We start from the raw sequence: 26,030 nt of genomic DNA on the forward strand, positions 1-26,030 counted from the left end.
GCTCGACGCTGTGAGCGAGGTGCACAATGAGTTTCCAGATCGCACTGAATTTCGAAGACGGGGTGACCCGTTTCATCGAGGCCTCGGGCCACGAAACCGTTGCCGACGCGGCGTACCGCCAGGGCATCAACATCCCGCTGGACTGCCGCGACGGCGCCTGCGGCACCTGCAAATGTTTCGCCGAGGCCGGGCGTTACGACATGGGCGACAACTTCATCGAAGACGCCCTGAGTGAAGACGAACTGGCCCAGGGTTACGTCCTGACCTGCCAGATGCGCGCCGAAAGCGACTGCGTGGTGCGGGTGCCGGCGGGCTCGCAGGTGTGCAAGACCGAACAGGCAAGTTTTCAGGCGTCGATCAGCGATGTTCGTCAGCTCTCCGAGAGCACCATCGCGTTGTCGCTCAAGGGCGAATCCCTGAGCAAACTGGCGTTCCTGCCGGGGCAATACGTCAATCTGCAAGTGCCGGGCAGCGAGCAATCCCGCGCTTATTCCTTCAGCTCGCTGCAGAAGAACGGCGAGGTCAGTTTCTTGATCCGCAATGTCCCCGGCGGCTTGATGAGCAGCTTCCTCACCGGGCTGGCCAAGGCCGGCGACAGCCTGAATCTGGCCGGGCCGCTGGGCAGTTTTTACCTGCGCGAGATCAAGCGTCCGTTGCTTTTGTTGGCCGGCGGCACCGGGCTGGCGCCGTTCACGGCGATGCTCGAGAAAATCGCCGAGCAGGGCAGCGAGCACCCGGTTCACCTGATCTACGGCGTGACCAACGATTTCGATCTGGTCGAGCTTGACCGCCTCGAAGCCTTCGCCGCGCGCATCCCGAATTTCAGCTTCGGTGCCTGCGTGGCCAATCCGCAGAGCCTGCACCCGCTCAAGGGCTACGTCACCCAGCACATCGAGCCGCGCCACCTCAACGAAGGCGATGTCGACGTGTACCTGTGCGGCCCGCCGCCGATGGTCGAGGCCGTCAGCCAGTACATCCGCGAGCAGGGCATCACGCCGGCGAACTTCTACTACGAGAAATTCGCGGCGGCCTGAGTTTTCTTTCTGAATTGCGAGGTTGTCATGAGCAACAGATTCGCCAACAAGGTCGCGCTGGTCACCGGCGCGGCGCAGGGCATCGGTCGCCGGGTGTGCGAGCGATTGCTGGAGGAGGGCGCGCAGGTCATTGCCGTCGACCGCTCCGAACTGGTTCACGAACTGCAAGGCGAGGGTGTGCTGTCGCTGACCGCCGATCTTGAGCAATACGCTGATTGCGCCCGGGTGATGAGCGCCGCCGTCGATACGTTCGGGCGCCTGGATGTGCTGGTCAACAACGTCGGCGGCACCATCTGGGCCAAGCCGTTCGAGCACTACGAAGTCGAGCAGATCGAGGCCGAAGTGCGCCGTTCGCTGTTCCCGACGCTGTGGTGCTGTCACGCCGCATTGCCGTACATGCTCAAGCAGGGGCGCGGCGCGATCGTCAATGTGTCGTCGATTGCGACCCGCAGCCTGAACCGCGTCCCGTATGGCGCGGCCAAGGGTGGGATCAATGCACTGACTGCCTGCCTGGCATTCGAAAATGCCGAGCGCGGGATCCGGGTCAACGCCACCGCGCCCGGCGGCACCGAAGCGCCGCCCCGGCGTATCCCGCGTAACACCGCCGAACAGTCTGCGCAGGAGCAGGCCTGGTATCAGGAAATCGTCGCGCAAACCCTCGATAGCAGCCTGATGAAACGCTACGGAACCATTGACGAACAGGTCGGCGCGATCCTGTTTCTCGCCTCGGACGACGCCTCCTACATCACCGGTGTAACCCTGCCGGTCGGTGGCGGTGACCTCGGTTGATCACGCTTGATTGGACACTGAAATGAACCGGATCCTGATTGAAAACCTGTCGGCGATCATCGTCGACCTGCCGACCATCCGCCCGCACAAACTGGCGATGCACACGATGCAGAACCAGACGCTGGTGATCCTGCGCCTGCGTTGCAGCGACGGTATCGAGGGCATTGGCGAAGCTACCACCATCGGCGGCCTGGCCTACGGCTATGAAAGCCCGGAAAGCATCAAGGCCAACATCGACGCGCACCTGGCGCCGGCGCTGATCGGCCTGGACGCGGACAACATCAACGCCGCCATGCAGAAGCTCGACAAGATCGCCAAGGGCAACACCTTCGCCAAGTCCGGCATCGAGAGCGCATTGCTGGATGCCCATGGCAAACGCCTCGGCCTGCCGGTGAGCGAACTGCTCGGTGGCCGGGTCCGCGACAGCCTCGAAGTGGCCTGGACCCTGGCCAGCGGCGACACCGCCGGCGACATCGCCGAGGCCGAGCAAATGCTGGAAGCGCGGCGGCACCGGATCTTCAAACTGAAGATCGGCGCCAACCCGCTGGAGCAGGATCTGAAGCACGTGGTGGCGATCAAGAAAGCCCTGGGCGAGCGCGCCAGTGTGCGGGTCGACGTCAACCAGTACTGGGACGAATCCCAGGCGATTCGCGGCTGTCAGGTGCTCGGCGACAACGGCATCGATCTGATCGAGCAGCCGATCTCGCGGGTCAATCGTTCCGGGCAGATTCGCCTGAACCAGCGCAGCCCGGCGCCGATCATGGCCGATGAATCGATCGAAAGCGTGGAGGACGCGTTCAGCCTCGCTGCCGACGGCGCCGCCAGCGTATTCGCCCTGAAGATCGCCAAGAACGGCGGGCCGCGCGCCGTGTTGCGCACCGCGCAAATCGCCGAAGCCGCCGGCATCGCTTTGTATGGCGGCACCATGCTCGAAGGTTCCGTCGGCACCCTGGCCTCGGCCCATGCGTTTCTCACGCTCAGGCAATTGACCTGGGACACCGAGCTGTTCGGTCCGCTGTTACTGACCGAAGACATCGTCACCGAGCGCCCGCAATACCGCGACTTTCAGCTGCACATTCCACGCACCCCGGGCCTGGGCCTGACGCTGGATGAAGAGCGTCTGGCGCGTTTTCGCCGGCACTGATTCCCCAAGGAGAACGCCATGCTGTTCCACGTAAAAATGACCGTGAAATTGCCCGCCGACATGGACCCGGCCGTTGCCACAAAGCTCAAGGCCGACGAGAAGGAACTCGCCCAGCGCCTGCAACGCGAAGGCCAGTGGCGCCACCTCTGGCGTATCGCCGGGCACTACGCCAATTACAGCGTGTTCGACGTGCCCAGCGTCGAAGCGCTGCACGACACCCTGATGTTGCTGCCGCTGTTTCCCTACATGGAAATCGAGATCGACGGCCTCTGCCGCCATCCCTCGTCGATCCACGCCGACGACCGCTGAGCCCGGACTCGCCCCCACAACAACAAGATGAGGTGAACACCATGACCGTGAAGATTGCCCACACTGCCGAACTGCAAAAGTTCTTCGAAGAAGCCGCCGGTTTTGCCAACGATGGCGGCAGCTCGCGCTTGAAAACCATCGTTCTGCGGGTGTTGCAGGACACCGCCCGGATCATCGAAGACCTTGAGATCAGCGAAGACGAATTCTGGAAAGCCGTCGATTACCTCAACCGTCTGGGCGGCCGCTCGGAAGCCGGGTTGCTGGTGGCCGGTCTAGGCCTCGAACACTTTCTCGACCTGCTGCAGGACGCCAAGGATGCGCAAATCGGCTTGACCGGCGGCACGCCGCGCACCATCGAAGGCCCGTTATACGTGGCCGGCGCGCCGCTGTACGAAGGTGAATGCCGGATGGACGACGGCAGCGAGGAGGCTGTCGCCACGCTGATGTTGCTTGAAGGCCAGGTGTTCGACCCACAGGGCAAGCCGCTGGCCGGCGCCACGGTCGACCTGTGGCACGCCAACACCAAGGGCACTTATTCGTTCTTCGACCAGAGCCAGTCCGAGTACAACCTGCGCCGCCGCATCATCACCGACGCCGAAGGCCGCTACCGCGCCCGCAGCATCGTGCCCTCCGGTTATGGCTGCGACCCGCAAGGCCCGACCCAGGAATGCCTGAACCTGCTCGGCCGCCACGGCCAGCGTCCGGCTCATATTCATTTCTTCATTTGCGCACCGGGGCATCGGCACCTGACGACGCAGATCAATCTGTCGGGAGACAAATACCTGTGGGATGACTTTGCGTACGCGACGCGTGAAGGGTTGGTCGGCGAGGTCAAGTTTCTGGAGGATGTAGCGGGACGCCGAGCCGAATTGAAGTTCGACTTCCAGTTGCAGCAGGCGCCGGATGCGGCGGCGCAGCAGCGCAGTCAACGGCCACGGGCGTTGCAGGACGCCTGAGTCAACAGGTCTGATCGGATTGGCGGAACTGCGCAAGAAGTTGCGCAGTTGCCCGTAATAAAATCGCGGTAAAAACCGCTACAGGCCACGCCGATCAAAGCCTCCAGCCAAGTGCGCAAGAAGTTGCACAGTACTGCGCAACTTCTTGCGCACTTTTTTGCTGTTTCCTACAGAAAAAAACGAAAACTTCCCACGTCAATTTCATAAACCTTTGATCGGTAACGACCATGTAACTGCTGGCACGACTTTTGTTAACTCCTTTGCCACCTGGACAGGCAATCACGCCGTCCGGTCCTGTCTTTTGAGCAAGGAGCACACCCCATGGCAACACCAGCGTACATGTCGGTTGCCGGCGAAAAACAAGGCCTGATCACTGCCGGCGCCTTCACTGCCGACTCCGTTGGCAACACCTACCAGGAAGGTCACGAAGACCAGGTCATGGTTCAGGCGTTTACCCACGACGTGATCATCCCGCGTGACCCGCAATCCGGTCAGCCAACCGGTCAGCGCGTTCACAAGCCAGTTGTGATCACCAAGGTCTACGACAAGGCTTCGCCACTGCTGCAAGCAGCACTGACTTCCGGCGAGCGCATGAGCGAAATCGTTATCCAGTGGTACCGCACTTCGGCGCAAGGCACCCAAGAGCACTACTACACCACCAAACTGGAAGACGCGATCATCGTCGCCATCAACAACAAAATGCACAACTGCCAGGATCCAGGCAACGCGCACTTCACCCACCTGGAAGAAGTGCAGTTCACCTACCGCAAAATCACCTGGACCCACGAAGTCTCCGGTACTTCGGGTTCCGATGACTGGCGTGCTCCAGTCGTTTAATCGCGGCTGATGGTTGTACCGTCTCGGCCAGCGCTGCTGGCCGAGATCATGAGTTTTTAAAGATTTTTTCCGCCAGATCCTTAGCGATCTGACGGCGTCGCAGCACTGTGCGAGGGACAAGGGAATGTTCTCACCGGCCAACCAGCCTCATTTCAATCTGACCATCGATGGCGCGGACAGCGACTTTCAGGTCCTGTCGTTCACCGGTCGGGAAGCCCTCAACACCCCCTTCGAATTCGAGCTGGAACTGGTCAGCGAAAAGGCCTCGATCAACCTCGAAAGCCTGCTGCACAAACTGGCGTTTCTTCAACTGTCGCCGAGCAGCACCGGGATCCACGGGCTGATCTACAGCATCGCCCAGGGCGAGGCGGGCAAGCGCCTGACCCGCTACAGGATTTCCCTGCGACCGCAGCTTTCGTATCTCGCGCACCGCTTCAACCAGCGCATCTTTCAGCAGATGACCGTGCAGCAGATCATCAGCCAGGTGCTGGAAGAACACGGCATTCTGGCCAGCGATTACCACTTCCAGCTGAGCGCGATCTATCCCGAGCGTGTCTACTGCACGCAGTACGACGAAAGTGACCTGCATTTCGTCCAGCGCTTGTGCGAAGAAGAAGGCATTCACTACCACTTCCAGCACACCGCCAGCGGCCACAAACTGACCTTTGGCGATGACCAGACGGTGTTCCCGAAACTCGCGCCGGTGGCCTATCAGCAGGACTCCGGACTTGTGGCGGACAAACCGGTGGTCAAGCGTTTCGGCCTGCGTATTGCCACCCGCACCAGCCGCACCACGCGGCGCGATTACGACTTCGTCAAACCGAAGATCGAGCTGGAAAGCGACGGCAAAAGCAGCGCCCAGCCGGACCTGGAAGATTACGATTACCCGGGCCGTTTCGTGGATCGCGAGCGTGGCAAGCACCTGGCCAACCGCAACCTCGAACGCCATCGCAGCGACTACCGCCTGGCTGAGGGCAACAGCGACCAGCCGATCCTGGTCACCGGGCATTTTCTGGCCCTGACCGACCACGCCAATCCGACGTGGAACGACCTGTGGCTGCTCACTGAAATCTTCCACGAAGGCAAGCAGCCGCAAGTGCTGGAAGAGTCGGTGACCAGCGACACCACTGACCTGAAGGACGATTTCCATCAGGGCTATCGCAACCGCTTCAACGCGATCCCGTGGGACGTGCCGTACCGTCCGCCGCTGGACCACCTGAAGCCCAAAGTCCTCGGTTCGCAAAGCGCCGTGGTCACCGGCCCCGAAGGCGAAGAGATCTTCTGCGACCAGTACGGCCGGGTAAAGGTGCAGTTCTTCTGGGACCGTGAAGGCCAGCACGACGACAAGACCACCTGCTGGATGCGCGTGGCCTCCAGTTGGGCCGCCGAAACCTTCGGTTCGATCAATATTCCGCGGGTCGGCATGGAAGTGCTGATCACCTTCCTCGAAGGCGATCCCGACCAGCCGCTGATCACCGGTTGCCTGTACCACGGTGCCAACCTGCCGCCGTACAAACTGCCGGACTTCAAGACCCTGGCCACGGTCAAGAGCAAGGAATACAAGGGCAGTCGCGCCAACGAACTGCGCATCGATGACACCACCAGTGAAATCAGCATTGCGCTGCGCAGTGATCATGGTGCGAGTGCGATCAACCTCGGTTACCTGACCCATCCACGTCCTTCAGGTGGGCAGCCACGCGGCGAAGGTTTTGAGTTAAGAACCGACCGCCACGGCGCCGTGCGTGCCGGAGCCGGTTTGTTGATTACCACCGAGCCGCGCCCGAACGAATCGAAACACCACAAGGACCTGCCGGAAACCGCCGAACGCCTGGCCACTGCCAGCGATCAGCAAGATGGTTTCGCCACACAAGCCAAAGAGCTACAAGCCCAAGAGGCCGGCGACCAGGACGACGTAGCCAAAGCCTTGCACGCCCAGCACCAAGGCGTGCTCGGCAGCGGCCCGGCAAATCTCACCGCCAACGAATTCCCCGAGTTCACCGAGCCGCATCTGGTGCTCGCCAGTCCTGCCGGCATCGCCCTGACCACTCCGCGTTCCAGCCATATCGCCACCGGCGAACACCTGGCGCTGAGCAGCACCGGGCACACCAGTTTTTCCATCGGCAAACGCCTGCTGGCCAGTGCCAGTCGCGGCATGCGTCTGTTCGTGCAGAGCATGGGCTGGCGGCTGGTGGCGGCGTCCGGCGACATCGACGTCAAGGCGCTCAAGGACAGCATCAACCTGCTGGCCAAACTCAACATCACCGCCAACGCCGACCGCATCACCATCACCGCCAAGACCGAACTGGTGATCCAGGGCGGCGGCAGCGCCACGACCTACAACGCCGGCGGCATCACGCACGCCACCAGCGGCCCGTACACCGCCCACGCGGCGAACTTTGCTTACACCGGCGCCAAGAGCCTGGCCGGCGTGTTCCCGGATCCGCCGAAACCGGGCAAGGGCAATCTCGAACTGTTCAACCAGTACGCCGGGCGACAGGGCATCAAGGACGGCGATTACGAAGTCATCGATGCGCTGGGCAAAAGCATCAAGGGCAAGCTCGACGCCAAGGGTTTTGCCAGCGTTGCCGGTGCCGCACCGGGCCCGGCGCGGGTGCTGTTCGGCCAGGATCCGGCGGACACCTGGAGCGACGGCAGCTACATCGGCAAACCGGAATGGCCGTTGAATCCGCCGGGTGCCGAAGACATTCCGAGTCAGGTGCAGGCCATGGTCGCGCAAGCGCTGCCGAGCAAGAACTGGGACTTGTTGGAGAAGGGCAAGGAAATGGCGCAGACAGGGATGGGTGCAATGCAGACCGCGCAAGGTGCAATGCAAACGGCGCAGCAGGTGAAGGGCGTAGTGCAGGGCGGAGCGGCCGGGCTGCCAAAACTGGCGAATGCGGCATTGCCGAGTGCGTCGGGGATTCTCGGGGCGGCGAGCAAGAGCGGCAAGTTGCCGACCTTGCCGGCGGTAATGCTTCCGAAGACGCCTATTAATACTTCGGGGCCAGGCCCTGTGGCGAGTTCATTGACTGGTGAGGTCTTTTCATGACTGTTCCAACTCCGGCGTCGGTAGAGAAACCTCGTGAACCTCAGATAGCAATTGTTCCCCTCAACACCATTGACGCGAAGGATGTTGGCCGAGGGGCCGCGCAATTCGACGCTTGGCTGCAGTCAATCAGCGGCGGTGTCGTGACCCTAGAACGCATCAAAGGTGTTGCCGGCGCCTTGCCCGTGGTGGGCAACATCATGGCGTTGGTCGATGCACTCGGCGACATCGTGACGCTCGCCAGAAGCAAGCAGCGTGAACTGCTTGACTGGGTCAGTCTGGGCATCAATCTGATTGGTGTTTTACCTGCGCCACCGACCATGGCGGCGGCGAGAATGAGTTTGCGCCCGACCCTGTTTCTGGTTCGCCAGGAACTGCGAAACAGCGCCAAGGCTTTGCTGGGTGACTCGTTGATACAAGTGTTGGTCGGACATTTGAACGCGACCATTGTCGGCACCATCGATGACTTTGTGAAACAGGCCCAGCCCAAGGTTGCAGGGATTCTCGACGACGCCGGAAAGCTCGGACAAAACGCTGTCAACGAAATTGCCAAAGGCCTGGACGCGGTCGTCAATGGCAAGCTTGACGCCAAAGGCGATCTCAATGTGGCGAGTTCAAAGCTGAGCGCGGCGGGTGGCCAACTGCTTCATGATCCAAAGGCGGCAATCAGTAACATGTTTGGCGCCGCCTTCAGTGCCTACAAGGCTGTCGGTAAAGGTGTAGCCAATAGTGCCGCGAACAATCTGCTTCCTGATAAAGCCAAGGCACTGGTGCTCGGCAACACCAAAATCCTGCGTGAGATGGGTGCGGAATTGCCTCGTCAGTTAGGCAGGCTCGCGGATCCCGCGACGCAGCATTCGATAGGCTGGCTTTTGCAAATGTTGTCCGGCGCGGTGGCGGGCTTTCGCAAGCGCAAGGCACATGGACAGTCGGCGGGCGTGAAGCCTAACGCGACTTCACAGGCCAGGCATCAGGCGGGTGACGGTCGCCTGGAGGCGACCGGGCAACAGGCGCCTGCTTCGGCGCATCCCAATCCCGAGAAGAATGTGGTCTGCCCGATCACGGGCCGCAGTATCAGTTTCGCCTTGGGATCCGAGTCGGTTACCCACAATGACTTTTCTCTTGCAGGTCCATTTTCGGTGACGTGGGGGAGAACCTACTGTTCACGTCTGGATGCCTACGATACAGGCAGTCTGGGCGCTCGCTGGATAACCGAGTTCACCACCCGAATCGATGTGACAGAAGACGGTGTACTGTTCCACGCAGCAGATGGTCGCAGCCACCATTATCCTTTGCCAAAAATCGGTGAAGCTCATTTCGACCCGATTGAGAACCTGACCCTGTTACATGCGCAAGAGGGCAAGTTGATCCTTTGCCGCGGCTTCGAGCGCAAGGAAGTCTACATCCGCCGTGGCATGCGCTATGTCCTCAGCGGTATCGAGCTGCGCAGCGGCGCGGGAATGATGTTGCACTATGAGCACCGTCACGGCGACGAACATGTATTGTCGGACTTGATTACCTATCAAGGGGATGTGACAAAGGTTCATCTGCAACTGGCTACGCTGGTGGATGACCGGGGCCGCGTGACAGGTTTTTGGGAAGTTCGCGACGGAGTTCCTTTACGGCAGTTATGTGCTTACCAGTACGATGACGCGGGTGATCTGGTTCAGGCGCAGGACGAGAACGGTGCAGCATGGAGTTATCAGTATCAGCATCACTTGATCACCCGCTACACCGATCGAACCGGGCGCGGCATGAATCTGCAGTGGCAAGGTCACGACGCGAAAGCGAAGGCCGTCCACGAGTGGGCGGATGACGGCAGTTACGACACGCGGCTGGAATGGGATGAAAACATCCGCCTGACATATGTGACGGACGCCCATGGCAATGAGACCTGGCATTACTACGACATTCTCGGCTACACCTATCGCATCCGTCATCCCGATGAGCGCTCTGAGTGGCTGTTTCGCGATGAAGCCAAAAACGTCATTCGTCATGTCCACACCGATGGCACAACGGACCGTTACCGTTACGATGAGCGTGGCAACGTGCTTGAGCACATCCGTGCCGACGACAGCGTGGTGCATTACGCCTACGACGATAAGAATCAGCTCGTCAAGATCAGCGATGCCGAGGGCGGGCAATGGCAGCGCAGCTACGACGACCAGGGGAATCTGGTGGAGTCAGTCGACCCGTTGGGTAACAAGACGGAATATGCCTACACCGCAGCAGGTCTGCCCAAAGCGGTTAAAGATGCCAACGGCGCCGAGAGGAAGCTGGAGTACAACGAGGCCGGACAACTGATCGAGTACGTCGACTGCTCTGGAAAAAAGAGTGCCTGGGCGTATGACGAACGCGGGCAGTTGATTGGCTTTACCAATCCTGCCGGTGAGACCACTGAGTATGAATACGCAGCAGGCCAACTGGTACTCATCAGGTATCCGGACAACACCGAAGACCGCTTTGAGCGTGATGCTGAAGGTCGCGTCCTCCTTCATATCGATGCACTGGGTCAGTGTACAACCTGGCATTACAACGCCGTCGGCCTGATTGATGAGCGAACGGATGCAGCTGACCAAACTGTTCGTTATCGTTGGGATCGTCTCGGGCGGTTGTCTGCCCTGGAGAACGAAAATGATCGCCGCGCGCAGTTTCATTATGATTCGATGGGGCGTGTGCTGGAGGAAAGCGGTTTCGATGGGCGAGTCACACGCTATCAGTACGCGCCTGAAACGGGTCGACTGACGAGCATTCTGAACGGCGAACGCAAGATTGCGTTGACGTTCGATGCAATGGGACGGCTCACCGAGCGTCGCGCTGAACTGGCCGAACAGTCGCAAAGCGAGTCGTTTGATTATGATGCAAACGGAAAGCTGATCATGGCGTGCAACGCTGACAGCCGGCTGCAGTGGTTTCACGATCCGGCCGGCAACCTGTTGCGTGAACATCAGCATTATCTTGGGCTCAAGCAGCCGGCAGTTGCGGTCTGGTTGCACGAATACGATGCGCTGAACCAGCGGGTGGCCACCGTTCGCCCCGACGGTCACCGCATCAGCTGGCTGACGTATGGCAGCGGTCATCTGTTGGGTGTGCGGCTGGATGATCATGAGCTGGTGAGTTACGAGCGAGACGATATGCACCGGGAGGTGGCTCGTCATCAGGGGAACCTGCTCTGGCAGAAGCAGACGTGGGACCCGATCGGGCGCTTGCAGGAACAGGCATTTGGCCGCAGCGATGACAAGGCCATCTTGCTGAAGCGCGAGTACACCTATGACGCGGTAGGTCAGTTGATCGATATCGCCGATACCCGTCGTGGGCATCTGTCTTACCAATACGATCCAGTGGGGCGCCTTATCAAAGCCACCAGCCGTCTGGGCGTGGAAACGTTTGCGTTCGATCCGGCCAGTAACTTGCTCGATGAGCACACACAAAAACCTCTGCGCCCCCTGGATCAGGATCAAACCCGCAGCAGGCTGCTGGACAATCTGTTGCGAGAATATTCGGGTAAGCACTATGACTACGACGACCGTGGAAATTTGATTCTGCGTTGGCAAAACGGGCATTACAGCCGCTTGCAGTGGGATCTTTTCGACCGTCTGGTACATTTTGACGATGCCCGTCTGGCCGTCGACTATGCCTACGATGCGTTGGGACGCCGACTTTACAAAGACTCCAGGGTTCACTACAAACAGCGTCCCGAAGCCGGTTCCCAGTGGAATCGTAATGAGCTTGCACGTAAACAGTCAGAGATGAACTGCGGTTTCACGCTGTACGGTTGGGATGGTGATCATCTGGCTTGGGAAAGCAGTCCCGCTCAACTTGACGGCACCGTCGGACACACAGTGCACTACGTCTATGAACCGGGCACTTTTATTCCGTTGGTGCAGGCAGTGCGGCATCAGCCCATCAGTTTGCTGGACTTGCCTGAATACAGTGGCGATTACAGTCTGGAAGAGGATCCGGTTTGGACCCATAAACAGCTGGCGCAGCCCTTTGACGCTCTCGCCTGGTATCAATGCGATCACCTTGGTACTCCGCAGGAACTGACCGATCAACACGCCAACATCGTTTGGAGCGCGCAATACAAGGCATGGGGCGAAGTCCGTGAACACCTTGGGCCATCGGCCATACAGCATCAGACAACCAATCCGATCCGGTTTCAGGGGCAATACCACGACCATGAAACAGGGCTGCATTACAGCCGGTATCGATACTATGATCCCGCCATCGGGCGGTTCATCAGCAAAGACCCGGTCAGTTACGCCGGTGGTTTGAATCTGTATGCGTATGCGGTAAACCCGATTGGCTGGATCGATCCATTAGGGCTGACTTCAAAAGAACTGGCAGCGGCAATGAATGCCGATGGCATCCCTACACCTGCCAACTCGGCCGCACACCATATCGTCGGGGAGAACTCCGCGAGGGCCAAACCCGCTAGAGACATTCTGGACAAGCACGATATACCGGTCGACTCCGGCGTAAACGGCGTCTTTCTACCAAACAAGGACAACGTGGATAACATGCCGGGCATCAGACACTGTGGGCGCCATCCCAATGCCTACATCGATACAGTGAATACTCGGATCATCGCGGCAGATACCCTGGGTGGCAAACAGGCTGTCCTTACAGAACTCGGAACCTTGCGAGGGACGTTGCAATCCGCTCAAAGAAATGCTGAATGGGCCAACGTCCTGGGTAATTGACTATGAAAATCTTCACCTTGAAATCGAACACCCGAGACTATTCTTCATTTATTGAAGATTACCCGGCCGACCAGCAAAGCATTATCAGCCGTGCCATGGCGCAGCAGTGGAAACCGTTCGATGAGAGTATCGAGCCTGTCAGACTGATCTTGACTGCCAGCGACAGCGGCAAGAAGAACTTCCAGTTTGATGTCAGTTGCGCATTGTTCCCGTTTGTCATCTTCAGCGAGGATGCCGTCGAGGCTCTCTCCGAACACTTTCTGGCTGAGCATGGGCAGTTTTTGCCCGTCATTACCGAGAGCAAGCGCAAATCGTTTTCCGGCTACTTCCCGATCGATCCGGTAAAAAAATGCCTGGACATGGAGCGATCAAAGTACCGGGAATATCCCAACGGGCTATTAGTCGAAAAAGCGGTTCTCGTCGCTCAACACCTGCCCGAGCGAAACATGTTCGTGATTGAGGAAGACATCAAGCGCATCTTTGTGACGGAACGGTTCAAGGAACAGGTAGAGCAATCTGGACTGAAGGGGTTCGATTTTTCGAATGAGATAGAAGTGGTGTGATTCTGTGATCGTCAGTCGGCGAGTCGCCAATCCACAACTCAGAGGAGTACCGCATGAAAGATGCAATCCGCCTCGGCGACTCCACCACCCACGGTGGCAAAGTCCTCGAAGCCTTCTCCCGCACCGACCTCAATGGCAAGCCTATAGCCGGAGTCGGTCACAAGGTCAGTTGCCCATTGTGCAAGGGGATTTTCCCGATTGCCGAGGGCAGCAACACCTATACCGTCGATGGGGTGCCCATCGCGCTCGACGGTATGAAAACTGCCTGTGGTGCCGCGCTGATTTCCAGCGGCCCGAAAGGGGCGGTTGTCAGTTGAATCACTGAATTTCGATAAGGAATCTTGTCTGGCTCGGGTTGATATCAATATGAAAGACGCAAAACTGGGCTATCGAATAGTTAATAAAACCAGTCCTGTTCATATTCACGTATTTGCAGGTAATAGCTCTGATGGCCCGGTATACGAGGAACTCCCGGCTCGTCATTTAGGCACGACAGCCTATGAACTGCTGTCCTCGCCCGGGCTGGCGCTGAATATGGCCCGTGGAGACGTCATCTCAATCGAAAACAAAAACACCCATGCGGTAGTGCTTGAACGAGGTGGCAACTTTTGCATTCACATCTACGCCGACTCCATTCCTGCTGCGAATATCGCCGAGCTGGAAGGCGATGTCCGGTGTGAACTGGGTGGAACGCTGGACGGTGTGTTTGAGGGCAATCTTTCGTTGGCTGTTCCAGCGAGCAACGGGATGAACAAGATCAACGAGGTTTTTGACCGATTTCGCGATAGAACCGGGATTCAATGGTATTACGCCAACATCTATCAGAACCTGGATGACGATGATGACGAGACGCTGTTGAACTGGTGGCTCGAAGGCTGATGACCCTGAGTCCACAATCGAGTCGAATCGGATCAATAAACAAGGAGTAGCTGTGAGCAAACATGAGCGGGTTTGTCCCAGTGCTGCGCAGAACGCGATCTGTGAGAAATACGGGATGTCTGTGCTTCCTCCCGAGGAAATGGTCGCTATCGCCATTGAGTCGCTAGGAAACACACCCATTTATGGCACACGCGTTCGTTTGCCGGATGGGGGGAATGTCAGCTGGTTCATCCACGGCGGCACGCATTCAGCGGCAATTGATTTTTTCCAGCCGGTTTGTATTGAACACTTACCCGAAATGCTTCCGCTGGTGATGAATTATCTGTGTTTGCCCACGGGGGCAAAATTCATCATCGATACCCAAGGGTACGAAGACGTCTGGATGGAGGAGTGACCTGGTCAAAGGAGTGACAAGATGAAAGATGCAATCCGCTTTGACGACAACCAAAACCGAGTTCAAAACCCTCCAACATTTAAAGGAATAAATATGAAGACCGCTTCTTTGATTCTCGCCATGGCCGCAGCTTTTGGCACTTGCAGTCTCGCCCACGCCGAAGGGCAGGACGCCGCCACCCTGAAAGGGATATACGACAACGGCCGCAATATGTCCGGCCTGATCAAAAGCTGTGTCGACAAGGGATTCCTGAAAGCGGACAGCACCGAGAACGCCAACAAGATGGTCGCATTCGTGGGCAACATGCCTGGCGATTTCGACAAGCGTGACGGCGACAAGAGCGAACAGTCTGGCCGTAAAGGCGAAGTGTTCACGGATGGGGAATACAAGAGCCTGGAAAGCAACCTGCCGCCGAACCTCACACTCAAACAATGGTGCGAACAGGCGGATCAGGGCATGCGCGAAGGGTTGAAGCGAGTCGGTCTGTAGTAGTCAGCTGCTTCAGGATCGACGCGATTGCCGCGATCGGTCCTGAGGTCAGTGGAGCCCCTTCGAAAGACAGAACTAAGCTAATGCAAAAAAGATATTTGTTCGGTGTTTTTAATATCGTTTAGTTTTGTTTCATAGACGAATCAAAAGCATCAAACCGATAGACCTCCCGATTGCCATGACGGCACACGCTGAATCGATCACGGACTCTTCAGGTTTGATTCACACGGGAGTGAATCATGCCGCACACCTCAGATATCACCGCATTACCCATCCTCGACCTGTCCCTGCTCGACGGTACGCCGTCGCAACGCCAGGCCTTTCTCGATGACTTGCGTCACGCCGCCCGCGATGTGGGCTTTTTCTACCTGACCGGCCATGGCATCGACACCAGCCTGCTCAAACAAGTGCAGGACTACGCGCGCCAGTTCTTCGCCTTGCCTGACAGCGAGAAAAACGCCGTCGGCATGATCAATTCGCCGCATTTTCGTGGCTACAACCGCGCCGCCTCGGAGATCACCCGTGGCCAACCCGATCAACGTGAACAGTTCGATCTGGGCGCCGAGCGCGACGTCTTGCCGTTGAACGCCGACAGTCCGTTGTGGGCGCGGCTGCAAGGGCCGAATCAATGGCCCGAAGCGTTGCCGCAACTCAAGCCGCTGCTGCTCGACTGGCAGCAGGCGATGACCCAAATGTCGCTGCGCCTGTTGCGCGCATTCGCCCAGTCATTGTCGCTACCGGAAGACGCTTTTGACCGGTTGTACGGCGATAAACCCAACGAACACATCAAGCTGATGCGCTATCCGGGGCAAGCCTCGACAGCGAGCAATCAGGGCGTCGGCGCGCACAAGGATTCGGGTTTTCTCAGCTTCCTGCTGCAAGACCGGCAGGCCGGTTTGCAAGTGGAGATCGAAGACGGGCGCTGGATCGATGCGCTGCCTCGGGACAATACGCTGGTAGTGAATATCGGCGAGCTGCTGGAGCTGGCCACCAACGGTTATCTGCGTGCCACGGTGCATCGAGTGGTGTCGCCACCGGTGGGCAGCGAGCGCTTGTCCATCGCGTTTTTCCTCGGCGCGCAACTGGATGCGGTGGTGCCGCTGTACCCCTTGCCGACGGCGCTGTTGCGTGAGGCGCGGGGCCCGGCGAGTGATCCGCTCAATCCGCTGTTTCGCGATGTTGGCTGGAATTATCTCAAGGGCCGACTGCGCTCCCATCCCGATGTCGCGCAGCGCTTTTATGCCGATGCGTCGAGCACCCCGACACCGCTTCGCAAGACCGCCAACGCCTGATCCATCACTCGCAAAAGGTCGCTTTCCCATGTTGAAAAAAACAGTGTTGAAAAAAGCAGGCCTGACCCTGGCCGTTCTCGGCGCGCTGGTGACTTCGTTCAGTGCTCAGGCGCTGGAGCCATTGCGCGTTGCCGCCGACCCGGTGCCCCACGCGCAGATTCTGGCGTACATCCAGAAACTCGATCCACAGCTCAACCTCAAGGTGATCGAAATCCCGCAGGGCGTGAACTCCAACGAACTGCTGGTGCACGGCGATGTGGACGCCAACTACTTCCAGCATCTGCCGTACCTGCAATCCCAGGAAAAGGCCCTCGGCGAAAAACTCGCGGTGGCCGCCATGGTGCACATCGAACCGCTGGGGATCTATTCCCATCGCCACAAAACCTTCGCCCAGGTGCCGGACAAAGGCACGGTCGCCGTGCCGAACAACGTCACCAACCTGAGCCGCGCGCTGTACCTGTTGCAGGACAACGGCCTGATCAAACTCAAGCCCGGCTTCAATGATCCGGCGGCCGATCAGGCGACACCGAAGGACATCGCCGAAAACCCGAAACACCTGAAGATCCTGGAAATCGAATCGCCGCAACTGCCCCGCGCGCTGGACGACGTGGACCTGGCGGTGATCAACGGCAACTACGCGCTGGAAGCCGGGTTGGTGCCGGCCAAGGATGCGCTGGGGCTGGAGAAGGCCGAACACAACCCGTACGCCAACATTCTGGTGACCACGCCGAAACTGGAAAACGATCCGCGCATCCAGCAACTGGCCAAGGACCTGACCTCGCCGCAAGTCGCCAAATACATCGCCGAGAACTTCAAAGGCTCGGTGATCCCGGTGGCGGATGCCAAGCCATGATCGTCGTCGAGCAGTTGAGCAAGACCTATCCGTCAGCGTCGACCCCGGCGCTGGATCAGGTGTCGCTGAGCATTTCCGATGGCGCGATTTACGGAATTCTCGGGCGCAGTGGCGCGGGTAAATCGACGTTGCTGCGTTGCCTCAATCTGCTCGAGCGCCCGGATACCGGGCGGATTCTGCTGGACGGCGAAGACCTCACGGCGCTGTCCGACCGTGAGTTGCGCCGCCAGCGTCAGCGCATCGGCATGATCTTCCAGGGCTTCAATCTGCTGCATTCGCGCAACGTGTTCGACAACGTCGCGGTGCCGCTGGAAATCGCCAAAGTCGCCAAACCACAGCGCCACGAACGGGTTCGGGAACTGCTGGATCTGGTGGGGCTGGGCGACAAGGCCGAAGCCTTTCCATCGCAACTGTCCGGCGGACAGAAGCAGCGGGTGGGGATCGCCCGGGCCTTGGCGGCGCGTCCGGCGTATCTGCTGTCGGACGAAGCCACCAGCGCCCTCGACCCGGAAACCACTGCATCGATTCTGGAGCTGTTGCGTGACATCAACCGCCAGCTCGGTTTGACCATCGTCCTGATCACCCACGAGCTGGACGTGGTCAAGTCGATCTGCGATCACGCCGCGTCCATGGCCAATGGAAAACTGGTGGAGGCGGGGCCGGTCGCTCGATTGCTCGCCGATCCGCAGTCGGCCCTTGGCGCTTCACTGCGACCCAGTTGCGGCTTGCCGCTGGGGCATGACGCGCCCGGTTTGAGTTTTCTGCGGCAATACGGCGTACGGGCGGCCCACTCATGAACCGCGTGATCGACTGGAATGAAATCCTGCAACTGGTGCTCAACGCCACCGGCGAAACCCTGTACATGGTGCTGCTCGCCGGGCTGTTCACCTTGCTGATCGGTTTGCCGCTGGGGGTGTTGCTGTTCATCAGTCGGCGGCAGGGCCTGTACCCGTTGCCGAGGCTCAATCAAGCCTTGGGCGCGATCATCAATCTGGGGCGTTCGCTGCCGTTCGTGGTGATGCTGATTGCCCTGATTCCGCTGACCCGGCTGGTGGTCGGCACCACCCTGGGCAGCACCGCCGCCGTGGTGCCGATCACCATCGGCGCCTTTCCGTTTTTTGCGCGGATCGTCGAGAACGCCCTCGACGAAGTCGAAAAGGGCCGGATCGAAGCGATCCTCGCCATGGGCGGTGACATCCGCCACGTGATTTTCAAAGTGCTGTTGCCCGAAGCGCTGCCGGCTTTGCTGGCGGGGATCACCCTGACGCTGGTGATGCTGATCGGTTTTTCTTCCATGGCCGGGGTCATCGGTGGCGGCGGGCTGGGCGATCTGGCAATCCGTTACGGCTATCAACGGTTCAACAATGAAGTGATGGTCGCCACCGTCGTGGTGTTGGTCATCCTCGTCCAGGGCGTGCAAAGCCTGGGCGATCGACTGGTGCGTTTGCTGGCTCATCGACGTTAAGGAATTTTATGGGTGCGCCTGTCGCCGTGGTCTCCGAACCACTGATTCGTGTACGTGAACTGAGCAAGACCTTTGGCTCGAACCGGGCGCTGGACCGGGTCAGCCTGGATATTTTTCCCGCCGAAGTGGTCGCGCTGCTCGGCGCCAACGGTGCGGGCAAGTCGACGCTGGTGAAGATCCTCGCCGGCAGCCAATCCCACGATGGCGGCGAGATCTGGATCGATGGACAGCCCCGGCACTTCAGTTCACCGCTGTCGGCGCGCCGCTTCGGCATCGTCGCGGTTCATCAGCAGATCAACGAAGGCATCGCGCCCGGATTGAGCGTGGCGGAAAACCTGCTGCTCGATGAACTGTGCCGCCCCGATGCGGACTTCTGGCTCAATCGCAAACGCCTGCTGGAGCGCGCCGCGAGCATCGCTGCCGGCCTCGGGCTGGTGCTGCCGCTGGAGCAGCCGATCGAACACCTCGGCCAGGCCGAACGGCAACTGGTGGTGCTGGCCCGCGCCTTTGCCCTGCAACCGCGACTGCTGATTCTCGACGAGCCCACGGCAGCCTTGTCGGATACCGAGGCGCAGCGCCTGTTCGGTCTGATCGACACCTTGCGTAGCCGTGGCGTGGCGATTCTGTACATCTCTCATCGGCTGTCCGATCTGCAACGAGTGGCCGACCGCGCCGTGGTGTTGCGTGACGGACAACTGGCCGGTGAGTTCAGTGCCCGGCAATTGCCCGAGGCATTGGAAGCAATGCTTGGTCAGGCGCTGGAAGCTCACGTCTACACGCCGCGAGCGGCGGGGCGCGAAGTGCTGAAACTGCGCGACGTGAAAATCCTGCCGCGCACCCAGGCTTTTGATCTGACCCTGCACGAAAACGAAGTGGTGGTGCTGACCGGATTGCTCGGCGCCGGCAAAAGCGAGATCGCCGAAGTGCTGTTCGGTCTGCGCAAACCGGTGTCCGGCTCTCTGCAACTGGACGGCACCGACTGGCAACCGGGCTCGCCACTCCAGGCAATTCAAAGCGGTGTGTTCTTCGCCGCCGAGGATCGTGCGAGCCAATCGCTAGTGCCGGATTTTTCATTGCGGCGAACCCTGACCTTGCCGTTTCTCGAACGCTTCACCCGTGGCGGTTTCATCCGCAACCGTGCCGAAGCGGCGGCGGTCGAGGCGCAAGTCGCAGCGCTGGGGATCAAGACCGCCGGCATCGATGTGCCGATGAGCGCGTTGTCCGGCGGCAATCAGCAAAAAGTCGTGCTCGGTCGCTGGTTGCTCGGTGAAGGCCGGGTGCTGATCCTCGACGAGCCGTTTCAGGGCGTCGATGTGCGTGCCCGGCGCGAGATTGGCCAACTGCTGCGCGACAGCGCTGCTGGCCGCGCCACGCTGGTGATCTGCTCGGACGTCGATGAAGCGCTGGAGATCGCCGACAGGATTCTGCTGGTACGCGATCACGCCGTGGTGGCCGAGTACCCGCGTGCCGGGCTGGATCGCGCCACCCTGGTCGCCGCGCTGGCCGGCAGCGATCCGCAAAATTCTGTTGTTCAAGCCGCGCCAAGGAGTAGAGCGAGTGCCTGATTCGAGTTCCCTGTTGTCATCCGCCCCGGCGCCGTCCGAGCGCTTCGTGCAAGCGTTGATCCGCTACGGCCTGTTGTGGGTGCTGGCGTTGATCGTGGTGTTTTTCAGTGTGGCGGAACCGGCGTTCCTGCGCGTTGGCAATCTGTTCAGCATTCTGCAGTCGGTATCGATTGTCGCGCTGCTGGCGTTGGGCGTGACGCTGACCATGGCTGTCGGCGGGTTGGATCTGTCGATTGGCGCGGTGGCGGCCATGAGCCTGATGATCGCCAGTTACGTGATGGTGGTGCTCGGTTGGGGCGCGGTGCCGGCGGTGCTGATCAGTCTCGCGGGTGGCGCGCTGGTCGGGCTGCTCAACGGCTGGCTGATCGTGAAGATGCGCGTGCCGGACATTCTCGCCACGCTCGGCAGCATGTTCCTGGTGATCGGCGTGCAACTTATTCCCACGGGCGGTCGTTCAATTGCGGTGGGCATGACCCTGCCCAACGGCGATGAAGCCGAGGGTTCGTTCAGTGCGCTGTTTCTGGCGCTGGGCCGTGGACGGTTGTGGGACATCATGCCGGTTCCGGTGTTGATCACGGCAGTGGTCGCGGTGGTGGTGTGGCTGTTTCTCGAACGCACGCGCATCGGCCGGTTGTTCTATGCGATTGGCGGCAACGAACAGGCGGCGCGTCTGGCCGGTGCGCCGGTGCAGCGCTTCAAACTGCTCGCTTATGTGCTGTCGGCGTTGTTGGCATCGCTGGGCGGATTGTTGTTGGCGGCGCGGTTGGGGCGCGGCGATGTCAGCTCCGGCAACGGTCTGGTGCTCGATGCGCTGGGCGCTGCGCTGATCGGTTTTGCCGTGCTCGGGGCGAAGAAGCCCAACGCGTTCGGCACGCTGGTCGGCGCGTTGCTGGTGGCTTCGTTGCTCAACGGCCTGACCATGCTCAACGCGCCGTATTACGCGCAGGATTTCGTCAAGGGACTGGTGCTGGTGCTGGCCCTGATGTTCACCTTCGGCCTCGCGCATCGGGCGCGCTGAGCCGTTTTATTGATGCTTCAAGGAAAGATCCATGCACGGTTCAATCAAGCAGTTTGCACGTCATTGCCTCGCCGGGGCGTTGCTCTCGGCGCTGGCCCTCAATGCGCAGGCCAAGGCCTTGCCCGGCGCACCGGCGCCGTTCGATAAAGGTCAGGTACAGATCGCACTGGTCGGCTATCTGTTTTCCGGGGATTTCCCTGAAGCCTATCTGCGCGGCGTGGAAAAACAGACCGAAGCGCTGGGCGCCAATCTGCGGGTGTTCGACGCGCGGCAACAGGCGGCGAGCCAGGGCGAGATGATCGATCAGGCCGCCGACCTCGGTGTCGACGGGATCATCGTGCAATTGGGTCTCGCGGAAACCCTCAAGGGGCCGATTGATCGGGCGCTCGCCAAAGGCATCAAGGTCGTCGCCTTCGACGTCGATCTGAACACGCCGCAGGTGACTCAGGTCGAGCAGGATCACCACGCACTGGCGCGGCTGGCACTCGATCAAGCGGTGAAGGACAACGGCACCCGTTTCGACGCCGGGTACGTCTACATCAGCGGCTTCACGCCGATGGAGCGCCGCGACGAGATCTGGAGCCAGGTCAAGGCGAGCAATCCGGGGATCGTCGAGAAGGCGCGCTTCGGCACGCTCAACCCGCCGATTGCCAACTCGGTGGCCGATCAGGCCAGTGCCGTGCTGCGGGCCAATCCGGGGATCAGCGTGATCTTCGCGCCGTTCGACGAGTTCGCCAAAGGCGCGAAGATCGCCGTGGACGAGGCCGGTCTGAGCCGCAAGGTGAAGATCTACAGCGCCGACATTTCCACCGCCGATATCCAGATCATGAAAGAACCGGACAGCGCCTGGGCCGCCACCGCTGCGGTCAATCCGCAAGTCGCCGGGGCGATCAGCGTGCGCAGCCTGGCGATGTTGATCGCCGGGGAAAATCCGGGGCATCGGGTGCTGGTGCCACCGACCCTGATCACCCGTCAACAACTGCTGGATCTGGACGTGAAAAACGTACGGGACCTGGGGCAGAAACTGCCAGCCTTCGGTGACACCGCCAATGTCGCGCGGGCACCGTGGATTCCCGTGGCGAACTGAAATTCAAAAACTGTGGGAGCGAGCTTGCTCGCGAAGGGGCCGTCCAATCCAGCATCTTCGCTGGTGGTCCCACCGCTTTCGTCGGATCGCCGCCCGGAGCAAGCTCGCTCCCACAGGGTCGTTGTTCAATTTGAGGAGTAACGATGCACAACAAGGCTGCGCGTCTGCGCAAGAGCCGTTCGCCGAAAGCCGATGTGGCGCTGGGCGAACGGCTGCCGCCGGGGCAGGTGCTGACGGAGCGTTTCCCGATCCTGCACGAAGGCGAGGTGCCGGCCTATGACCTGGCGACGTGGTCGTTGCGCCTGTTCGGCACCTTGGCCAACCCGGTCGAGCTGACCTACGCCGATCTGCAAGCGCTGCCGCAACGCCAGTTGCAATGCGACATTCATTGCGTGACACGCTGGTCGAAGTTCGACACCCGCTGGAGCGGCGTGCACCTGCAAGACTTGTTGCAGGCCCTGGACATCCGGCCGACGTCGTCCTTCGTCATGGCCCACGCCGATCACGATTACCAGACCAACCTGCATCTCGAAGACCTGCTGCACCCGGACAGCCTGCTGGCCACCCATTACGACGGTCAGCCGCTGACCGCGCAGCATGGCTGGCCGCTGCGTCTGGTGGTGGCGGGGCGGTACTTCTGGAAGAGCGCGAAATGGCTGCGCGGGCTCGAATTCACCGATCAGGAACAACCGGGATTCTGGGAGCGCAACGGCTTTCACTTGCACGCCGATCCATTCATTGAACAGCGTTTCAGCGGCGATGCGCTGGACATTGCCGAAGATGCCTGGCGGGAAAAGGACTTCGACTGACGGCATCTAACTTCGCACCGAAAAAAACACAGATTAATAACGCTCTCTACAACAACGTGGAGTGCGTTTTTGTGCGTGGTTAGTTATTGGTTAGTTGAGTGTTAATGTTGTTTAGTCAACACAAGTGTTGCTCGGGCAACACTCCGTTTGTCGGGCATAACCTAAGCGTTATTGGTTCTTTTGCGGCAAGTGACCGCTCGTCTAGGATCGGTAAACAGGGGGTTCTACTAACTTTGGGGTTCTTGCGCTCTAACAGTCGATAGTTGCTCAACGCACTTCGCTGCCTTTCCGAATATCAAAACTACAGCAAAAATTGCCGTGCACTGATTGCCGACACTTCATGATTCGGCAGCGGCCGGTTATTAACTGCGATTCAAGGAGCTGTCGCATGATTCACCGTTCGCGTTCATTACTCGCCATCGCTGTTGTCAGTGCAATCTGGCAACTTCCTGCGCAAGCTGAAGAGACTTCCGCGCGCGTCGACGATGACACACGGCTGGGTACCGTGCTGGTCACCGGTACCCGGGGCACCGCACGCACGGTGCTGGATTCGCCGGTGCCGGTGGATGTGCTGAGCGCCGAGGACCTGAAGACCGCCGGTGCCAGTGGCGGCGAGCTGGGCCAGGCGTTGCAGACGCTGTTGCCGTCGTTCAGTTTTCCGCGCCAGTCCAACTCCGGCGGCGCCGACCACGTGCGTGCCGCGCAGCTGCGCGGCATGAGTCCGGATCAGGTGCTGGTGCTGGTCAACGGCAAGCGCCGTCACACCTCGGCGGTGGTCAACGACTCGTCGAAAATCGGTCGCGGCACGGCACCGGTGGACTTCAACTCGATCCCGATCAGCGCGATCAAACGCATCGAAGTACTGCGCGACGGCGCCGGCGCGCAGTACGGCTCGGACGCGATTGCCGGGGTGATCAACATCATCCTCGACGACGCCCCCGACGGCGGCGAAGTCTCCACCAGCTACGGCGCCTACCACACCCACCAGGACGCCATCGGCAAAACCACCACCGACGGCCAGAACAGCGTGACCACGGCCAAGATCGGCACGCGGCTGGGTGAGGAGGGCGGGTTCATTCGCGGCGGTACCGAGTACAAGGATCGCAACCCGACCAACCGCGCCGGGTACGACGGTTTCGCCGACACCCCGGGCCAGCGCAACTACGTAATGGGCGACGGCGTGGCGCGGGACGTCAACGCCTGGTTCAACGGCGAATTGCCGCTGGCCGGCGGCAAGGCCTACAGCTTCGGCACCTACAACGAACGTCGCACCACCGGCGCCGAGTTCTATCGCTACCCGTCCGAGCAGCCGCAGTTCTACCCCAACGGCTACTTGCCGCAATCGCTGGGCGACAACACCGACATCTCCGCCACCGCCGGCTACAAAGGCCTGATCGGCGACGACTGGGATTTCGACAGCAGCGTGACCCACGGTCGCAACCGCTTCGAATCGGCGACCCGTCGCACCCTCAACGTCAGCCTCGGCGCAGACTCGCCGACCCGCTTCGATACTGGCGATTATGAGTTGCGCCAGACCACCACCAACCTGGATTTCAGCCGCGAATTACGCCTCGGCGGCCGCTCGTTCGTACTGGCGGTGGGCGGTGAATATCGCTACGAAAACTACCTGACGTTTGCCGGGGACGAGGCCTCCTACATCGGTTCCGGGGCCGATGGCGCCAACGGTCTGCGCCCGAGTGAAGAGTCGGATCTGGATCGCAACGTGTTCGGCACCTACGCCGAATTGTCCGGTGATCTCACCGACCGTTTCTTCGTCGACGCCGCCACGCGCTGGGAACATTACGACGACGCCGGCAGCAAACTCACCGGCAAGCTCAGTGGTCGCTACAAGTTGACCGATCAATGGGCGTTGCGCGGTGCGGTGTCGAACAACTTCCGCGCGCCATCGCTGGCCCAGAGCGGTTTCCAGAACACCACCAGCAACTTCGGCGACGGCGGCACGCTCACCGATATCCGCGTGCTGTCGGTCAACGATCCGATTGCCCGTGCCTTGGGCGCGGAAAAGCTTGATCCGGAAACCTCGAAGAACTTCAGCCTCGGCCTGACGTTCCAGTTGAACGAACGCTTCGATGCGTCGCTCGATGTGTTCCGCATCGACGTCAAAGACCGCATCACCCTGTCGCAGCGAATCGGCAGCGACGCGCTGGAAAGCTACATCAACGACAACTTCGGCGTGCCGGGCGTCCATGACGTCAACTTCTTCACCAACGCTGCCGACACCAGCACCGACGGCGCCGAACTGGTGCTCAACTACCATCAGCCGTTCTACGACGGGCAACTGGGCCTGACCACCGCGTACACCTACAACCACACCAAGGTCACCAGCACCAAGGGCACGCCGTCGCAGCTGACCGCCTTAGGGATCGGCAATGACGCGCTGGTCGGCGTCGAGGAACGCAACACCCTCACCGACGCCGCGCCCAAGGATCGCTTTGTGTTTTCCGCCAACTGGACCAGCGAACACTGGGGCCTGCTCGGGCGTCTGACCCGCCAGGGCGAGACCACTCGGGTGTTCGATTTCGGCGACTCGCAGCCTGAGCAAACCTACGGCGCGGTGTGGCAACTGGACGCCGAGGTGACCTACAAATTCACCCCGAAATTCAGCATCGCCCTGGGCGGCAACAATCTGACCGACAACTACCCGGAACGCTCGGGCTCGGCCATCAACTACGGCGGCAACCTGCCGTACGACGTGCTGTCGCCGATCGGCACCAACGGCGCTTACTACTACGCCACCGCCACTTACGGCTTCTGAGTCTTTTCCGCCATGGATGGCG

Annotated in this window: 22 protein-coding genes; all 22 read left to right on the forward strand. The window is 60.2% G+C overall.

The window, feature by feature from the left end:
• Positions 1-26: 26 nt before the first annotated feature.
• Positions 27-1,034, forward strand: a complete 1,008-nt coding sequence (gene benC, locus N8H71_RS00585; protein ID WP_262192302.1) for a benzoate 1,2-dioxygenase electron transfer component BenC — start codon at positions 27-29, stop codon at positions 1,032-1,034.
• A gap of 27 nt (positions 1,035-1,061) precedes the next feature.
• Positions 1,062-1,823 carry a 1,6-dihydroxycyclohexa-2,4-diene-1-carboxylate dehydrogenase gene (locus N8H71_RS00590; protein WP_262192303.1) on the forward strand — a complete coding sequence of 254 codons (762 nt, stop codon included), beginning with the start codon at positions 1,062-1,064 and terminating at the stop codon, positions 1,821-1,823.
• Positions 1,824-1,845: 22 nt separating this feature from the next.
• Positions 1,846-2,967, forward strand: a complete 1,122-nt coding sequence (locus N8H71_RS00595; protein WP_262192304.1) for a muconate cycloisomerase family protein — start codon at positions 1,846-1,848, stop codon at positions 2,965-2,967.
• Between the two features lie 18 nt (positions 2,968-2,985).
• Positions 2,986-3,276, forward strand: coding sequence for a muconolactone Delta-isomerase (gene catC / locus N8H71_RS00600; RefSeq protein ID WP_007958078.1), 291 nt, complete (start codon positions 2,986-2,988; stop codon positions 3,274-3,276).
• 41 nt (positions 3,277-3,317) lie between these two features.
• Complete coding sequence (catA, locus tag N8H71_RS00605; protein ID WP_262192305.1) at positions 3,318-4,232, forward strand: catechol 1,2-dioxygenase; 915 nt, start codon at positions 3,318-3,320, stop codon at positions 4,230-4,232.
• Positions 4,233-4,553: 321 nt separating this feature from the next.
• Positions 4,554-5,069 carry an Hcp family type VI secretion system effector gene (locus tag N8H71_RS00610; RefSeq protein WP_262192306.1) on the forward strand — a complete coding sequence of 172 codons (516 nt, stop codon included), beginning with the start codon at positions 4,554-4,556 and terminating at the stop codon, positions 5,067-5,069.
• Between the two features lie 124 nt (positions 5,070-5,193).
• A complete protein-coding gene (locus tag N8H71_RS00615) occupies positions 5,194-8,118 on the forward strand; it encodes a type VI secretion system tip protein VgrG (RefSeq protein ID WP_262192307.1) in 2,925 nt (974 codons plus the stop codon).
• Positions 8,115-12,818: an RHS repeat-associated core domain-containing protein gene (locus N8H71_RS00620; RefSeq protein WP_262192308.1), complete on the forward strand. Its 4,704-nt coding sequence runs from the start codon at positions 8,115-8,117 to the stop codon at positions 12,816-12,818. The genes N8H71_RS00615 and N8H71_RS00620 overlap by 4 nt, the downstream gene beginning before the upstream one ends.
• 2 nt (positions 12,819-12,820) lie before the next feature.
• Positions 12,821-13,381, forward strand: coding sequence for a hypothetical protein (locus tag N8H71_RS00625; protein ID WP_262192309.1), 561 nt, complete (start codon positions 12,821-12,823; stop codon positions 13,379-13,381).
• A gap of 53 nt (positions 13,382-13,434) precedes the next feature.
• Positions 13,435-13,698, forward strand: coding sequence for a PAAR domain-containing protein (locus N8H71_RS00630; protein WP_262192310.1), 264 nt, complete (start codon positions 13,435-13,437; stop codon positions 13,696-13,698).
• 49 nt (positions 13,699-13,747) lie between these two features.
• On the forward strand, positions 13,748-14,260 hold the full coding sequence (locus tag N8H71_RS00635) for a DUF4265 domain-containing protein (protein ID WP_279309484.1): 513 nt from the start codon (positions 13,748-13,750) through the stop codon (positions 14,258-14,260).
• Between the two features lie 52 nt (positions 14,261-14,312).
• Positions 14,313-14,654, forward strand: coding sequence for an immunity protein Imm33 domain-containing protein (locus N8H71_RS00640; RefSeq protein ID WP_431768296.1), 342 nt, complete (start codon positions 14,313-14,315; stop codon positions 14,652-14,654).
• A gap of 21 nt (positions 14,655-14,675) precedes the next feature.
• Positions 14,676-15,143 (forward strand): hypothetical protein, encoded by a 468-nt coding sequence (locus tag N8H71_RS00645; protein ID WP_262192311.1) that lies wholly within the window; start codon positions 14,676-14,678, stop codon positions 15,141-15,143.
• Between the two features lie 239 nt (positions 15,144-15,382).
• Complete coding sequence (locus N8H71_RS00650) at positions 15,383-16,435, forward strand: isopenicillin N synthase family dioxygenase (RefSeq protein ID WP_262192312.1); 1,053 nt, start codon at positions 15,383-15,385, stop codon at positions 16,433-16,435.
• 43 nt (positions 16,436-16,478) lie between these two features.
• Positions 16,479-17,288, forward strand: a complete 810-nt coding sequence (locus tag N8H71_RS00655; protein WP_262192929.1) for a MetQ/NlpA family ABC transporter substrate-binding protein — start codon at positions 16,479-16,481, stop codon at positions 17,286-17,288.
• Entirely contained in the window at positions 17,285-18,085 is an 801-nt protein-coding gene (locus N8H71_RS00660) for a methionine ABC transporter ATP-binding protein (RefSeq protein ID WP_262192313.1), read from the forward strand. Before N8H71_RS00655 ends, N8H71_RS00660 begins: the two co-directional genes overlap by 4 nt.
• A complete protein-coding gene (locus N8H71_RS00665) occupies positions 18,082-18,753 on the forward strand; it encodes a methionine ABC transporter permease (RefSeq protein ID WP_279309486.1) in 672 nt (223 codons plus the stop codon). The genes N8H71_RS00660 and N8H71_RS00665 overlap by 4 nt, the downstream gene beginning before the upstream one ends.
• 8 nt (positions 18,754-18,761) lie before the next feature.
• A complete protein-coding gene (locus tag N8H71_RS00670; RefSeq protein ID WP_262192314.1) occupies positions 18,762-20,318 on the forward strand; it encodes a sugar ABC transporter ATP-binding protein in 1,557 nt (518 codons plus the stop codon).
• A complete protein-coding gene (locus N8H71_RS00675) occupies positions 20,311-21,336 on the forward strand; it encodes an ABC transporter permease (RefSeq protein ID WP_262192315.1) in 1,026 nt (341 codons plus the stop codon). The genes N8H71_RS00670 and N8H71_RS00675 overlap by 8 nt, the downstream gene beginning before the upstream one ends.
• 31 nt (positions 21,337-21,367) lie before the next feature.
• Positions 21,368-22,423 (forward strand): substrate-binding domain-containing protein, encoded by a 1,056-nt coding sequence (locus N8H71_RS00680; RefSeq protein ID WP_262192316.1) that lies wholly within the window; start codon positions 21,368-21,370, stop codon positions 22,421-22,423.
• A gap of 143 nt (positions 22,424-22,566) precedes the next feature.
• Entirely contained in the window at positions 22,567-23,232 is a 666-nt protein-coding gene (locus N8H71_RS00685) for a sulfite oxidase-like oxidoreductase (RefSeq protein ID WP_262192317.1), read from the forward strand.
• Between the two features lie 388 nt (positions 23,233-23,620).
• Positions 23,621-26,008, forward strand: coding sequence for a TonB-dependent receptor plug domain-containing protein (locus N8H71_RS00690; RefSeq protein WP_262192318.1), 2,388 nt, complete (start codon positions 23,621-23,623; stop codon positions 26,006-26,008).
• Positions 26,009-26,030: the final 22 nt, after the last annotated feature.

The sequence above is a fragment of the Pseudomonas koreensis genome, assembly GCF_025447595.1.
Taxonomy (GTDB): Bacteria; Pseudomonadota; Gammaproteobacteria; order Pseudomonadales; family Pseudomonadaceae; genus Aquipseudomonas; species Aquipseudomonas koreensis_H.